Annotated in this window: 11 protein-coding genes; 1 reads left to right on the top strand and 10 read right to left on the bottom strand. The window is 65.5% G+C overall.

From position 1 onward, the window contains the following. Window positions 1–161: 161 nt before the first annotated feature. From U1R88_RS30200 to U1R88_RS30160, 9 genes are all read right to left on the bottom strand, one after another. The gene (locus tag U1R88_RS30200; RefSeq protein ID WP_322434619.1) at window positions 162–1,598 is read right to left on the bottom strand and encodes an amidase; all 1,437 of its coding nucleotides are present in this window, start codon (window positions 1,596–1,598) and stop codon (window positions 162–164) included. A gap of 104 nt (window positions 1,599–1,702) precedes the next feature. Next, window positions 1,703–3,094, bottom strand: coding sequence for a leucyl aminopeptidase family protein (locus U1R88_RS30195; protein ID WP_322434618.1), 1,392 nt, complete (start codon window positions 3,092–3,094; stop codon window positions 1,703–1,705). 10 nt (window positions 3,095–3,104) lie between these two features. Continuing rightward, the gene (locus U1R88_RS30190) at window positions 3,105–3,914 is read right to left on the bottom strand and encodes a YdcF family protein (protein WP_322434616.1); all 810 of its coding nucleotides are present in this window, start codon (window positions 3,912–3,914) and stop codon (window positions 3,105–3,107) included. Window positions 3,915–4,014: 100 nt separating this feature from the next. Next, window positions 4,015–5,340, bottom strand: coding sequence for an NAD(P)H-dependent oxidoreductase (locus tag U1R88_RS30185; RefSeq protein WP_322434615.1), 1,326 nt, complete (start codon window positions 5,338–5,340; stop codon window positions 4,015–4,017). Between the two features lie 123 nt (window positions 5,341–5,463). Beyond that, window positions 5,464–6,708, bottom strand: coding sequence for an NAD(P)/FAD-dependent oxidoreductase (locus tag U1R88_RS30180; RefSeq protein WP_322434614.1), 1,245 nt, complete (start codon window positions 6,706–6,708; stop codon window positions 5,464–5,466). 67 nt (window positions 6,709–6,775) lie between these two features. Further along, window positions 6,776–7,864 (bottom strand): ABC transporter ATP-binding protein, encoded by a 1,089-nt coding sequence (locus U1R88_RS30175; protein ID WP_322434612.1) that lies wholly within the window; start codon window positions 7,862–7,864, stop codon window positions 6,776–6,778. 350 nt (window positions 7,865–8,214) lie between these two features. Then, window positions 8,215–9,357 (bottom strand): extracellular solute-binding protein, encoded by a 1,143-nt coding sequence (locus U1R88_RS30170; protein WP_322434610.1) that lies wholly within the window; start codon window positions 9,355–9,357, stop codon window positions 8,215–8,217. A 37-nt stretch (window positions 9,358–9,394) separates the two neighbouring features. Beyond that, entirely contained in the window at window positions 9,395–10,207 is an 813-nt protein-coding gene (locus U1R88_RS30165; RefSeq protein WP_322434609.1) for an ABC transporter permease, read from the bottom strand. Beyond that, a complete protein-coding gene (locus tag U1R88_RS30160) occupies window positions 10,204–11,088 on the bottom strand; it encodes an ABC transporter permease (protein ID WP_245314559.1) in 885 nt (294 codons plus the stop codon). The genes U1R88_RS30165 and U1R88_RS30160 overlap by 4 nt, the downstream gene beginning before the upstream one ends. A 127-nt stretch (window positions 11,089–11,215) precedes the next feature. On the opposite strand from U1R88_RS30160, the gene dapF reads away from it, so the two are divergent. Next, window positions 11,216–12,091, top strand: coding sequence for a diaminopimelate epimerase (gene dapF, locus U1R88_RS30155; protein ID WP_322434608.1), 876 nt, complete (start codon window positions 11,216–11,218; stop codon window positions 12,089–12,091). A gap of 252 nt (window positions 12,092–12,343) precedes the next feature. Here the strand turns inward: dapF and U1R88_RS30150 are convergent, their stop codons facing one another. After that, window positions 12,344–13,597, bottom strand: coding sequence for an MFS transporter (locus U1R88_RS30150; protein WP_322434607.1), 1,254 nt, complete (start codon window positions 13,595–13,597; stop codon window positions 12,344–12,346). Between the last annotated feature and the right edge of the window lie 57 nt (window positions 13,598–13,654).

Below are 13,654 nucleotides of genomic sequence, written 5' to 3'. Positions count from 1 at the left end.
CCCAAAACTGCCTCCAAAAAGCAGCCTTGAATCAATCCCGAGCCTTGCCGTCAAGCTTTGTCCACGAGGCCTAGGTCCATTTCATGTTGGACGCAACGCTTTGAACTTATGACGGGCGGCAAACTCGGACGAGGCTGACGCGATCAGGGCAGATTTCTAGATCAGTGAGCGAGCAATGGCATCCGCGGCTCGATCGGCACCAACGTGCTCAGCCCCAACAGATCCTCGAGCACGGCGCCTGCACCCAGTAGCGCTGCCTCGCCGCGTGGGCGGCCGATAAGCTGCACGCCGACGGGGCGGCCGTCGGTCGTGAAGCCGGCGGGGAGGGCCAGGGAGGGGCAGGAGGTCATGGTGACGACGCTGGCGATCTTGAGCCAATCGACATAGTTTTCGAACACCGTGCCCTCCACTTCGCGGACCCAGCGCTGCTCGATGCCGAGCGGCGGGGTGCAGGCAGCCGGGGTGACCAGCACGTCATAGCGCGAGAAGAAGGCAGCGATATCGTCATAGAGCTTGCTGCGGCGGAGCATGGCGGCACCGATCGTATCGGCCTCGAGGGCACGGCCTTTCTCGATGTTCCAGATCACGTCGGGCTTGAGTTCGCTGCGGCGCGTCTCGAGCAATTCGCGCATGCCGGCGGCGTAGGACAGGGCGCGCAGCGTCTGGAAGGCTTCCGGCACGCCGGCAAAGTCGGGACAGGCTTCCTCGACGATGCTGCCGGCCTCTTCCAGCCGCCTTGCAGCGGCCTCGGCGATGGCCCGGGTCTCGCGATTGACCGGGGTGACGCCGAGGTCGGGCGAGAAGGCCACGCGCTTGGGTGCCTGCCGGCGGCGGGCGCTTTCGCGAAAACCGATAGCCGGTGCTTCCAGCGACAGCGGGTCCTCGATATGCCAGCCGGCCATGGCGTCGAGCATCAGGGCAACATCCTCGACAGTGCGCGCCATCGGGCCGTTGACCGGGAGGGTCTCGAACTTGATGCCGTCTGGGCCGCTGGCGACCCGGCCGGGCGAAGGGCGCAGGCCCACGACCGAGCAGAAGCTGGCGGGCGTGCGCAGCGAGCCGCCGAGATCCGAGCCGGTGGCCAGCCAGACCTGCCCGGTGGCGAGCGCCACGGCCGCCCCGCCCGAGGAGCCGCCGGCATTGAGGCTGGTGTTCCAGGGGTTGAGCGTGTCGCCGAATACGGCATTGAAGGTATTGGCGCCGGCGCCGAATTCGGGCGTGTTGCTCTTGCCGATGGTGATGCCGCCGCGGGCTTCCAGGCGCTCGACCATGATGTCCGAGCGCTCGGGCACATGATCCCTATAGATCTGCGAGCCATAGGTCGTGCGCACGCCGGCAACGTCGTTGAGGTCCTTCACCGCAAGCGGGAGGCCGCCGAGCCAGCTGGGATCTTCGCTTGGCGCAGTCGCCATCAGGCGACGGGCCTGGTCGCGGGCGCGCTCGGGGCAGAGCGTGACCATGGCATTGACCTTGCCGTCGACAGCCTCGATGCGGGCGAGCGAAGCCTCGACGAGATCAAGCGGGCTGATTTCGCGCCGTCGCAAGCGCTCGACGACCTCGCAGGCGGTGAGACGGATCAGGTCGTCGGCGTTGCTCATGGCGTTAATTCCCGGGAGGCTGGACTGGCTTTGTCATGCGCAGGGCCGGCTGGGTCGCCAGCTCTCGATATTTGTCGATCGGCAGGCCTGGATCGGCCGTTGCCTCAGCCGAAACGGGCCTTGAGATAGGCATAGAGCGCGCGGGCGCCCATCACCTCGGCCCCCTCGGGCCGGCCGGGCTTGGCGGAAGGGGTCCAGGCGAAGATGTCGAGATGCACATAGGCGTCGGCCTTCTCGACGAAGCGGTTGAGAAAGAGGGCAGCGGTGATCGAGCCGGCAAAGCCGCCGCCGGGGGCATTGTTGAGATCGGCGACCTTGGAATCGAGCATGACGTCATAGGGGGGCCAGAGCGGCAGGCGCCAGAGCGGATCGTTCTCGCTGGCGGCATAGGCCAGGAGGTCGGCTGCCACCGCCTCGTTCCGGCAGAACAAAGGCGGCAGGTCAGGGCCGAGAGCGACGCGGGCGGCGCCCGTCAGCGTCGCCATGTCGACGATCAGTTCGGGCGCTTCCTCGTCGGCAAGCGTCAGGGCATCGGCCAGCACGAGGCGGCCCTCGGCGTCGGTATTGCCGATCTCCACGCTCAGCCCCTTGCGCGAGGCCAGGATGTCGCTGGGCCGGAAGGCATCGCCGGAAATCGAATTCTCGACCGCCGGGATCAGCACGCGCAGGCGCAGTTTGAGGCCTGCGGCCATGATCATGCTGGCGCAGGCGAGCACAGAGGCAGCCCCGCCCATGTCCTTCTTCATCAGCAGCATGCTGGCCGATGGCTTGATGTCGAGGCCGCCGGTGTCGAAGATCACGCCCTTGCCGACCAGCGTCACCTTGGGATGGACGGCGTCGCCCCAAGTCAGGTCGATCAGCCTGGGCGCGCGCGAGGAGGCGCGGCCGACGGCATGGATCATCGGGAAATTCTCGGCGAGCAGCTCCTCCCCGACCACGACCCGGAACGAGGCACCATGCTTTTCGGCCAGGGCGCGTGCCGCCTCGGCGAGTTCCGCCGGACCGAGATCATTGGCCGGCGTGTTGACGAGATCGCGCCCGAGCGCCACGGCCTCAGCGACCGACAGGATCTCATCGCGATCGATACCATCGGGTGCGACCAGCCGTACAGCCTTGATATCTTTGCGCTTGTAGCGGCCGAAACGGTAGAGGCTCAACACCCAGCCGAGGGCGGCGAGCCGGTCGTCATGGCTGGCATTGGCGAAGCGATAGGTGCCTGCCGGCAGCACAGTGGCGAGCTTGCCGGGCAGGAAGCCGTCGCGATGGCGGGCCGATTCGCCCTCGAGGCCGAAGATCACCCCGGCGAGGTTGCCGTCAGGCCCCGGCAGAACGAGGTGGCGGCCGGCGCTTGCCTCGAAACCGTTGGCGGCGATCCAGTCCCGCTGCACCTGCGGCAGGTGCTCCAGCACCGCGCCGGCGGTCTCCTTGGTGGCGAACCAGATGGGAACGGCCTGGATCGATGCGCTTTCTTGGGCGGCAAGCAGGAACTCGGACATGGTGCGACTTTCAGGGTTCGGGGAAGATCTCGTCGATGCGCCCGCTCAGCCGGTAGGACAGCAGACCGATCCACTCGCGCACGGCGAGGTTCACCTGGCGCAGCCCGTCACTCATCGCGTAGAAGGGCCGCACGCCATCCTGCGGGCCCGCCGTGCGATAATTGACGGGATAGGCCATTACATCGAAGCCTGCCTTGCGAAACAAGGCCATCGAGCGCGGCATGTGGTAGCCGGAGGTGACCAGCAGATAGGTCTCGCCGGGCTTGGGCTTGAGAAGATCGTAGGTGAAGACGGCATTCTCATAGGTGTCGCGCGAACGGTTCTCGAACAGCATCCGCTCGTCGGGGATGCCGAAGCTGCGGAAAAGCTGGCGCGAGGCGTCCGCCTCGGTGATGTCGCCCCAGATCTGGCCGGCCAGCGAGCCGACGCCGCCGGTGAAGATGATGCGGGCCTCGGGGAACTGGCGCGACAAGCCGGCGACGGCCGTCATCCGCTCGGCTGAATCGGTCAGGGCCGTCTCGTGCCTGGTGGTGGAGATGTGGGTGTCCACCGCGCCGCCCAGCACGATGATGCCCGCAATCCTGGCCTGGGGGGCGATCGCGGCCTGGGGAAAGCGTTCCTCCAGCGGCTGGATCAGCCAATTGCCCAGCGGAGACCAGCCCATCACGGCAAAGGCCAGCAGCGCAAAGCCCATCAGGAAGCGGCCGAAGCGCTGTGCGCGGCGGATGAAGCTCAGGAGCAGGCCGACGAGGCCGACCACCAGCGCCGCGTTGGAGGGCAGGATCAGGAAGCCCAGGGTCTTGGCGAGATAATAGAACATGAAAACTCGGTGTGCCGGTCTTCAGACCGGCAATAGCCCAATCAGTGCCGATCGCGCGTCATGGATATGCAAATGCCGGTCTGAAGACCGGCACACCCATTTACGCTGCATCCGCCTTCAGGAAGCGCTGGTCGGCGAGGTCGAGCTGGCGGCGCAGGCGCACGATGGTGAGGCTGTCGTCGACGACGCAATTGTCATGGCTGAGCAGTTCGCCCTTGCGGATCGGCTTGGTGACGCGGGCACGCTCGGCCAGGCCCAGCGGCAGCAGCCGCTCCCGCCTGGCATCGGCCCAGCGCATCGACCAGCCGCGATAATCATATTCGCCGATGCGCCCGAGTACGGTGCCGGGGGCGAGGTCCCGCTTGGCCACTGCCGCGGTCTCGGCCACGGGATGGTCGAGCGGCTGCAGGTCGGCGGTGCCGTAGAGCACGGCGCGGGCGGCGGTGAGCGGCGTCTCCAGGCTGGTGAGATGGTAGGGGCGATGCAGGGTGAAGAACGGGCCCTTGCCGACATGCAGGTCGGTCATGCGTTCGAGCACGCGCGGATGGTTGGGCTCGACCACGCAGAACACGCCCGGCGCCACGCCCTTGCCGATAGTGTAGTCGACGCAGCCGCGCTTGGAGAGCACGCCGCCATGGCTCACCGGGATCAGCACCTCGGCGAGTTCTTCCTTGCTGGCGCGCGGCCCATGCAGGCCGGGCTTGTCCGGCTCGAGGCCGGTGGCATTGGCGAGGGCCACCATCTCCACCATGGTCTTGGAGCCGTCGACGAATTCCACCAGCACGCGCGGGTTCATGTCGCGCGCCGTCGCCTCGGCGACATAGTCGTCGGGCACCGCATCGAAATTCAGGGCGTTGTTCTTGCCCTTGCCGGCGGCGACGACCGTCATGCCGAGGGTGCGGGCGAAACAGACCAGTTCGAGCGCGGCGGCAGGTTCGTCCCCTGCGGCACCGGTATAGATCACGCCGGCCTTCTCCGCCTCGGCCTTGAAATGGCGGCCGATGGTGATGTCGGCCTCGACATTGAGCATGACGATGTGCTTGCCGTGCCGGATGGCGGCCTCCGCCACGATGGCCCCGGATTCGGGATGGCCGGTGGCGTCGATGATCACTTCGATGCGCCCGGCGGCGGCCAGCGCCTCCAGGTCGGTGGTGATGGCGATGCGCCCGGTTTCGATGGCCCGGTCGATTGCCGAGGCATTGGCGACCTCGACGAGCTCGTCGAGCCGATGGCCGGCGCTCAGGGCAGCCGCTATGGCATTCTGCGGGCGTGAGCGCACCGCGACCGCACCGATACGGATGCCCTGCATCAGCGCGATCTGCACGATGAGGTCGGTGCCCATCTGGCCGGCCCCGACCAGGCCGATGGTAACAGGGCCCTTGTCACGGGCGCGTTCCATCAGATCAGCGGCAAAGGAGGGGTTCATCGGCGGCTCCGCAATCTCGTTACGCCCCGTCTAAGCACCAAATCGCGGCGCTGCAAAGGAAAATGCCTGTGTCCTTTCGGTGCAGGGGGGCGTCTTTTCGGGTGAAAGGACGGCCCGTTTCGTTCAGGTGCCGAAGCGTTCCGCCCCATAGGCGGATGGATCGATGAAGGGCTTTTGGCCTGTTATCATCTCGGCCAGCAACCGGCCCGTGGCGGGCCCCAGGGTGAAGCCGAGATGCTGGTGGCCGAAGGCTAGCCAGAGGCTATCATGGCGTGGCGCCTTGCCGATGATCGGGCGCGAATCGGGGAAGATCGGCCTCGATCCCATCCAAGGTTCGGCCTCGGCGCGCTCGCCGAGCGGGAAGAGCTTGCGGGCGAGCTTTTCCGTGCGCTCGACTTGCACGGGTGTCCTCGGAGCGTCGCGCCGGGCGAATTCGGCGCCGGTTGTCAGGCGGATGCCGCCGACCATCGGCGTGATGACGAAGCCGCCCTGTTCGTCCAGCACGGGGCGGCTGAGGCCGGCATTGCCCTCGGCGCGGTAATGCATGTGATAGCCGCGCTTCACCGCGAGCGGGAAGCGGTAGCCGAGCGGGGAAAGCAGGTCCATCGACCAGGGGCCGAGCGCCACGACGGCCTGGCGCGCCTCGATCGGACCGTCTCCTGTCGTGACGCTCCAGCCGGAGGACCCCGGGCGCAGGCTGCGTGCGTCCCCGGTCAGGACCCGCCCGCCGATCGTCTCGAAATAGCCGGCATAGGCCTTGGTGACGCTGCCGGGATCGGAGACGCTATGCGGATCCTGCCAATGCACGGCCGCGGTGAAATCGGGCCGAAGATTGGGTTCGAGCGCCAAGGCTTCATCGCGCGTCAGCGCTTTCACGCGATAGCCGAACTCCGCGGCGAGGGGGAATTCCCGCTTTTCGGCTTCGAACGCCGCCTCGCTGCGATAGACCTTGAGCCAGCCGGTGTCGCGGAACAGGGAGTCGGCACCGGCCTTGGCCGCCAAAGAGCGATGCTCGTCCACGGTGGCGCTGAGCAAGGGCTGCATCATCCGGGCGGTGGCGAGAAGCCTGTCGGGGGCGGAGTTGCGCCAATAGGCGAGCAGCCAGGGGGCCAGGGCCGGCAGGGCCGACCAATGATAGTTGGCACCGGGATAGCGCTTGAGCACGACGTCTGCGAGGGCGGACAGGCTGCGCGGGAAGGCAACGGGAAGCAAGGCGGAGCGCTCGACCACGCCGCTATTGCCGTAGGAGGTTTCCTCGCCCGGGCCGCGCCGGTCGACCAGGGCGACGGAGCGGCCGCGCTGCTGCAGATGTGCGGCGATCGAGGTGCCGACGATGCCGGCGCCGAGTACCACGACGTCGTAACGCATGGAAAAACCCCATTGGTGCTGAAAAGAAGTTCGGTATCGAATGCGGTTCGGTTGGAGCGGCCTGCCGTCAGCCGAGCCTGCGCCCGTTCTCGTCCAGCAGCAAGATGTCCTGGGGCGCGATGTCCACCGCGACGGCCTCGCCGTCATGCCAGACCCTGTCCTCGATGGTGGCGTTGGCCTGCAGCCTCAGGCCGTCGAGGTCGAGGACATAGGCGGCGGTGCCGCCGAGATAGGAAGCGGCGACGATGGTGGCGCGCAGCTCACCGGGATGGCCGCCCGGCGGGCCGAGCCGGATGCGCTGGGCACGCACCACGCCCGTCGCCCGAGTGCCGGCGCGGGCGCTCGCCGGCGCGATGGCGACCAGTTGCACGCCATTGTCGAGATGCAGGGCAAGACGCCCCTCGGATACGTCCATGATCTTGCCCTCGACCAGGTTCGACTGGCCGAGGAAGCTGGCGACAAAGCGGGTATCGGGAAGCTTGTAGACCTGCTCGGGCGTGCCCTGCTGCTCGACCACGCCCTTGTTCATCACCACGATGTGGTCGGACATGGCCAAGGCTTCTTCCTGGTCGTGGGTGACGAAGATTGAGGTGATGCCGATCTCGCGCTGGATGATCTTGAGCTCGGTGCGCATTTCCTCGCGCAGATGCGCGTCGAGGGCCGAGAGCGGTTCGTCGAGCAGCAGCACGTCCGGCTCGATCACGATGGCGCGGGCGAGCGCGATGCGCTGCTGCTGGCCGCCGGAGAGTTCGGAGGGCAGCTTGCGCTCGACGCCGGGCAGGCGGACCATGTCGAGGGCGCGCTTGACCTTGGCGGCGATGGTGGCCTTGTCGGCGCCGCGATATTTCAGGCCGAAGGCGATATTGTCGTACACGCTTTTGTGCGGGAACAGGGCGTAGTTCTGGAAGACCAGGCCGATATTGCGCTTGTGGATCGGTACATTGTCGATGCGCTTGCCCGCCACCACGATCTCGCCGGCCGTCGGCTGCACCAGGCCGGCGATCGAGCGCAGGATCGTGGTCTTGCCGCAGCCCGAGGGGCCAAGCAAAGTGACGAAGTCACCCTTGCGAATGGTGAGGTTGACGTCCTTGACGGCAACGAAATCGCCATAGGCCAGATTAACATTGGTGAGTTCCACGGCCGTCGGCTTGGTCATCAGTCACGCTCTCGTTCGACAGGGGCGATATGGATGCTTTTCCCCTGGTCCATTCAGATGGGTTTGATCTTTCCGTTCCATGGCCGGCCGATCCACACACGGGTAGTCCGATGATAAAGCGCGGGAATCCTTCCCCGACTTCGGGGAAGGTGCCGGTGTGCAGCACCGGCGGAAGGGGGAGCGTGGCAGGAGCGATCAGAAAAAAGCTCGGTCGTACCACTCTCCCCCACCCGAGCCGGCCTTCGCCGGCCCACCCTCCCCGAAGTCGGGGAGGGATTGTCGCGCTTCAACCGTTCTGGCCGAGCCGTGCAGATCCACCAGCTATGAAGCTGGAAGGACTTTCTCCCAAATTACGCACCCTTGGCGATGCGATCCCAGGTCTTGGTCCACTCGTCCGTGTGCTTGTCCCAATAGGCGGCGTCGGCGAAGGTCAGCGAAGCCATCTTGCCGGTGGGGTCGAAGGCCGGCAGCGCCTTGACCTTGTCCGTCAGCTTCACCTTGGTGGGATCGAGCGCCGGCGGGTAGCTCTGCCCCTCCGCCACCGCGATCATCACTTCGGGCTGCAGCATGAAGTTGAGCAGTTCCTCGCATTCGGCCATCGGGGCGCCCTTGAGCACCAGCAGGTCTTCCATCCAGGCATAGGAGCCGGGCGGATCGAGATAGCCGATCGGTGCGCCCTGGGCTTGCAGGGCAGCGACGCGTCCCGACCAGGCATCGGTCACCACCACCTCGCCCTTGGAGAGCAGGTCCATCAACTCGGCGCCCGACGACCAGTATTTCTTGGCGAGGTCGCGCTGCTCGCGGACCTTGTCCCAGACGGCATCGATGTCCTTGATGGCATTGGGGTCCTGCCCCAGGGCAAGCGCCGCGTACCAGACGCGGGTGATCATGTTGCCATAGCCGCCGATCTTGTCCTTGTATTTGGGATCGAACAGCAGATTGACGCCCTTCTCCTTGGCCTCGGCCTCGGAGATGACCTTGGTGTTGTAGGCGATGCCGGTGGTGCCGTAGTCATAGGGCACGCAGGACAGGTCCGGCGAGATCTTGCGGAACGGCTCGAACATCACCTGCATGATGTTGGCCATGTTGGGGATGTTGGCGTCGTTGAGCTTGGTGGTCAGCCCGGCATCGACATAGCGCTTGTAATATTCGACGCCGGAGGAATGGATCACCTGGAACTCGCCGGGCGAGGCGGTCTTGACCTTGGTGATGATCTCGTTCTCGTCGCCGAAGGTGCCCTGCACCACATTGTTGCCGGTTTTGGCCGTGTAGGGCTTGAAGGCGTATTTATCCATCGCCTCCTGCACGCTGCCGCCCCAGCCGTCGAAGCGCACCTCCTTGGCGGCGGCGAGGGCCGAGCCGCCCCATTTCAGATTGATGCCGGCCCCGGCCGCCGCTGCCGCGGTGAGGCCGAGGAAGGTGCGGCGGCTCATGCCGCCATTGAGATAGCGCTCCTTGAGGCGCTCCAGGCGCCTGGTCTGCGACATTTTCATTGGTCTGGTTCCCCTCCTGGTGGTTTAATGACTGGCCCTAGCGAATGCCGCGGGCGAGATAGCGGGCAAGGCCGCCGCCGATCAGCGGCACGCCCACGGTCAGCAGGATCATCAAGGCGCCGAGGGCGTTGATCTCCGGGCTGATGGACACTTTCAGCATCGACAGGATCTGCGTCGGCATGGTCTCGACGCCCGAGGGGCGCCAGAACAGGCTGGCGGTGACGTTGTCGAAGGATATGGTGAAGACGAGCAGCAGGCTGGCGATGACGGCCGGCATCAACAGCGGCAAGGTGATCTCGCGGAAGGTGTGGAAGCGGTTGGCGCCGAGCGACAGGGCCGCTTCCTCATAGACCTTGCGGATGCCCACCAGCCGCGACTGCACCACCAGGATGACATAGGGCAGCGCCAGCATGATGTGGCCGAGCACCAGCAGCACCAGCGTGCGCGGCTGCTGGGCCCAGCGCATCAGGAGCAGCAGGCCGACGCCGAGCACCGTTTCCGGCACCAGGGCAGGGGCGATCAGCAGCGTGTTGATGAACTGCTTGCCCGGGAAATCGTAGCGCACCAGCGCCATCGCCCCCATGATGCCCAGCACCGTGCAGACCACCGCGGTGATCAGGGCGACCCAGAGCGAGGTCTTGAAGGCGCGGATCACCGCCTCGTTCTCCATCAGCTTGCTGTACCAACGCAGGCTGAAGCCGGTCATCGGGAAGCCGCCGAATTGCGAATCGTTGAAGGAGAGGATCACCACCACCAGGATCGGGGCGAACATGAAGATGTAGACGAGGATGGTGAAGACCTTCACGGCCTGCCAGGACCAGTCTCTCTCCATACCGGGCAGGTCGCTCATTGGCTCAACCCCTTGAAGATGCGCGACAGGCCCATATAGCGACTGTAGATCGCCGCCACGATGCCGAGCAGCACCAGCAGCACGATGGAGAGCGTCGAGCCCAGCGGCCAGTTCAGCTGCGTCATGATGGTGTCGTAGATCAGATTGCCGAACAAAGCGTCGCGGGTAGAGCCCAGCACCTGCGGGGTGACGTAGCTGCCCGCCGCCAACACGAAGCAGAGCAGCAAGCCCGCCATCAGGCCCGGCAGGGACAGCGGCAGCACGACTTCGCGGAAGGCCTGGCCCTGGGTGCAGCCGAGCGTGCGCGCTGCCGAGATCAAGTTGCGGTCGATGCCCTCGAGGCTGACATAGATGTTCAGGATCATATAGGGCAGCAGGAAATGGATCATGCCCATGATCACCGAGCCCTGGGTGTAGAGCATGCGCAGCGGCTCTGAGATCAGGCCGATTTTCATCAGCACCACATTGATGATGCCCTGCTCGCCCAAGATGTGGATCCAGGAGAAGGTGCGGATGGTGAAGCTGATCCAGAACGGCACGATCAGGAGCAGCAGCAGCAGCCATTTGTGCCGCGTGCGCGTCATCGCAATGAAATAGGCCGGCGGATAGCCGAGCAGCGCGCAGAGGATGGCGGTGATGGCCGCCACCTTCACCGTCTTCCACAGAAAGAGGTGGTAGAAGCTGTCGGTGAAGAATTCGTGCCAGTTCGCGGTGGTGAAGACCTGCTTCTCCACCCCGGCGGTGACGAATTCATAGAAGCTGAACACCGTCATGATGACGATGGGCACCACCATCAGCACGGTGAGGACGATCAGGGTCGGGGAGAGCAGGTACCAGGGGCGCAGCCGGTCGCGCGCAGAAAGCTGCTGGCCTGCCATCATGTCCCCACGCTGTTCCCTGGAAGTAATATTTGTTTCGTTCAGGGTGGATCTTCTCTAGGCATGTGTCAATTGCCGGACAATACAAATCCGGCTGTGGTTACCACCCGTGCCATGAGGCCCCGCTCCGATGCTGTTGCCAGACTATCTCGCCCAAGCGGTGCCGCCCGGCCTCGAAGGGCTGAAGCCCTTCGTCAAGATGCACGGCCTGAGGAATCATTTCGTCATCTTCGACCAGCGCCTGCATCCGCGCGCCCTGCCGGTGGCGGATATCGTGCGGCTCTGCGATGTCGAGGCCGGGGTGGGGGCCGAGCAGGTGCTCACCATCGAGGCGCCGACGTCGGCCGGCGCGGCGGGCGGGAGCTATGCCCGCATGCGCATCTTCAACATAGACGGGTGTGAGGCCGGGGCCTGTGGCAACGCAACGCGCTGCGTCGCCCATATCCTGCTGGAAGAAAGCGGGAGGGACGAACTGGTGCTGGAGACGGGCGGGGGCCTGCTGGCTTGTCGCCGGGCTGGCCCCATGGCCGTGGCGGTGACGCTCGGGCCGATCGTGATGGGGTGGGAACAGATTCCGCTCGCCCGCCAGGCCGACACCACCCGCCTGCCGCTCACCAGCGGCCCGCTTCGCGATGGCCTTGCCCTGAATATCGGCAATCCGCATGCGGTGTTCTTCGTCGAGGACCTCGATGCCGTCGATGCCCGGGCCGTGGCGCCGGCTATCCAGAACGATCCGCTGTTCCCGGAAGGCGTCAATGTCGGCATGGCAGAGATCGTCGATCGTACCACGCTGCGCCTCAAGGTCTGGGAGCGGCCGGGGATCCTGACAAAAGCCTGCGGTACCGGTGCCTGCGTCGCCGCCTATGCCGCCCGCCTGCGTGGTCTCATCGATGGCGACCACGTTGCCATACACTTGCCGGGCGGAACCCTCTCCATCGAATTGCTGCCGGAGGGCTACGCGATCATGACCGGGCCGGTGGCCATATGCTGCCTCGGCTATGCCTGAGAGAGAGCTGGCCGCGCTTGTTCTTTCTCCCAGGATGAGGCGCGGATCATCCTTCCCCGACTTCGGGGAAGGTGTCATTTCGTAGAAATGACGGGAGGGGGAGTGTGGCGCGACGATGCCAATTTTGGCCCGAGAATCATCACTCTCCCCCACCCGACCCGACTTTGCCGGGCCACCCTCCCCGAAACCGGGGAGGGATTGTCGTGCTTTATTCGGCTTGGTCGGAATTATGGTGTGCGCTGTCCGCAAGCATCAGGCATGGCGCAGGCGCGAGCTGAGGCCTGAAATCTCGATGACGGTGGCCGCCGGGGCGCCCTGGGTGCGTGGGCGGGGCGGCGGCATGCGCGTGCCGATGGTGAACATCACGGCGCTGGCCGCGGCAAAGGCGGCGAAGGTGAGGAACATGCCGGTGCCCCCGAAGGCGCCGAGCATCAGGCCACCGATGGCGGGGCCGAAGAAATTGCCGATGGTCGAGAAGGAGTGGGCGCCGAAATAGCTGCCCCGGTTGCGGGCATTGCAGATGCCGTCGACCAGCAGATATTCGGAGGGCACCACCAGGATCTCGCCGATGGTGAACAGCACCATGAAGAGGGCGAAGCCGGTGAAACCGGTTGAGGCCAGGAAGCCGAGCTCGCTGGCGAGAATGAGCACGCAGCCCATCACCATGGCATGCAGGGCGCCGACCTTTTCGATCAGGCGGCGCGCGAACAGATTGCCGACAAGCACCACCAGCCCGTTGATGGAGAGGAGATAGGCGAAGATGTCGACGCCGCCTTCCATCGTGGCGCCGAGATAGGGAGCAAGGGTGGCCGACCACTGGCCGTAAACGGCGAGCAGGAGAGTGCCGCCGCCAACGAAGAAGGCGAGCCGTGGATCCCGCGCGGCCGAGCGAATGCTCTCGATGACGGAAGGTTGCCGATGGCTTTCGCTCCTTTCGGCATCGACGGTTTCGGGTGTGCCGAGCAGATGCAGCGCGATGGCGAAGACAGCGTAGATGCATCCGGCCACGATGAACATCGCGCTGAGCGCTGTCCCGGCGGCCACACCGATCAGGGGCCCGACGGCCCATCCTGCATTCGCAACCATGTAGCGCCAGGAGAAATATTTCAGGCGTCGCTCGGGAGGGCAGATATCGCTCATCAAGGCACGCGATATCGGCTCGTAGACGGCGATCGATACAGCCGCGACGATCTGGGCCGCGCAGAAGGCCGTGACCGATTGCGCAAATCCCATGCCGATCAGGGCCAGGGCCGTCAGCGACAGCATCAACACCAGCATGAGCACCCGGCCGACCCTGTCCGACAGCGAGCCGGCGAAGGGAGCCGCGATGGCACCCAGAAGCGGTCCGGTACCGAGCAGGATACCAATGGCAGCAGGTCCCAGCCCGAAGGATTTCTGCAGTTTCACCGCGAGGAAGGACAGGCTCATCGCGCGGGCCACACTGACGAGGCCCGATCCGGCGATCAGGAAATAGACGAAGCGAAGGCGGCGCGAATCGGGGTTCATCGGCTGATTCCGGGCAGGATTGCGACCCTTTACTATGTCGTGCTCGGCTTCACCACT

This window comes from Labrys sedimenti (genome assembly GCF_034424805.1).
In the GTDB taxonomy this organism is placed as follows: domain Bacteria; phylum Pseudomonadota; class Alphaproteobacteria; order Rhizobiales; family Labraceae; genus Labrys; species Labrys sedimenti.
The sequence above is the reverse complement of the archived record's forward strand: the minus strand, read 5'-3'. Positions and strand labels throughout refer to the sequence as shown.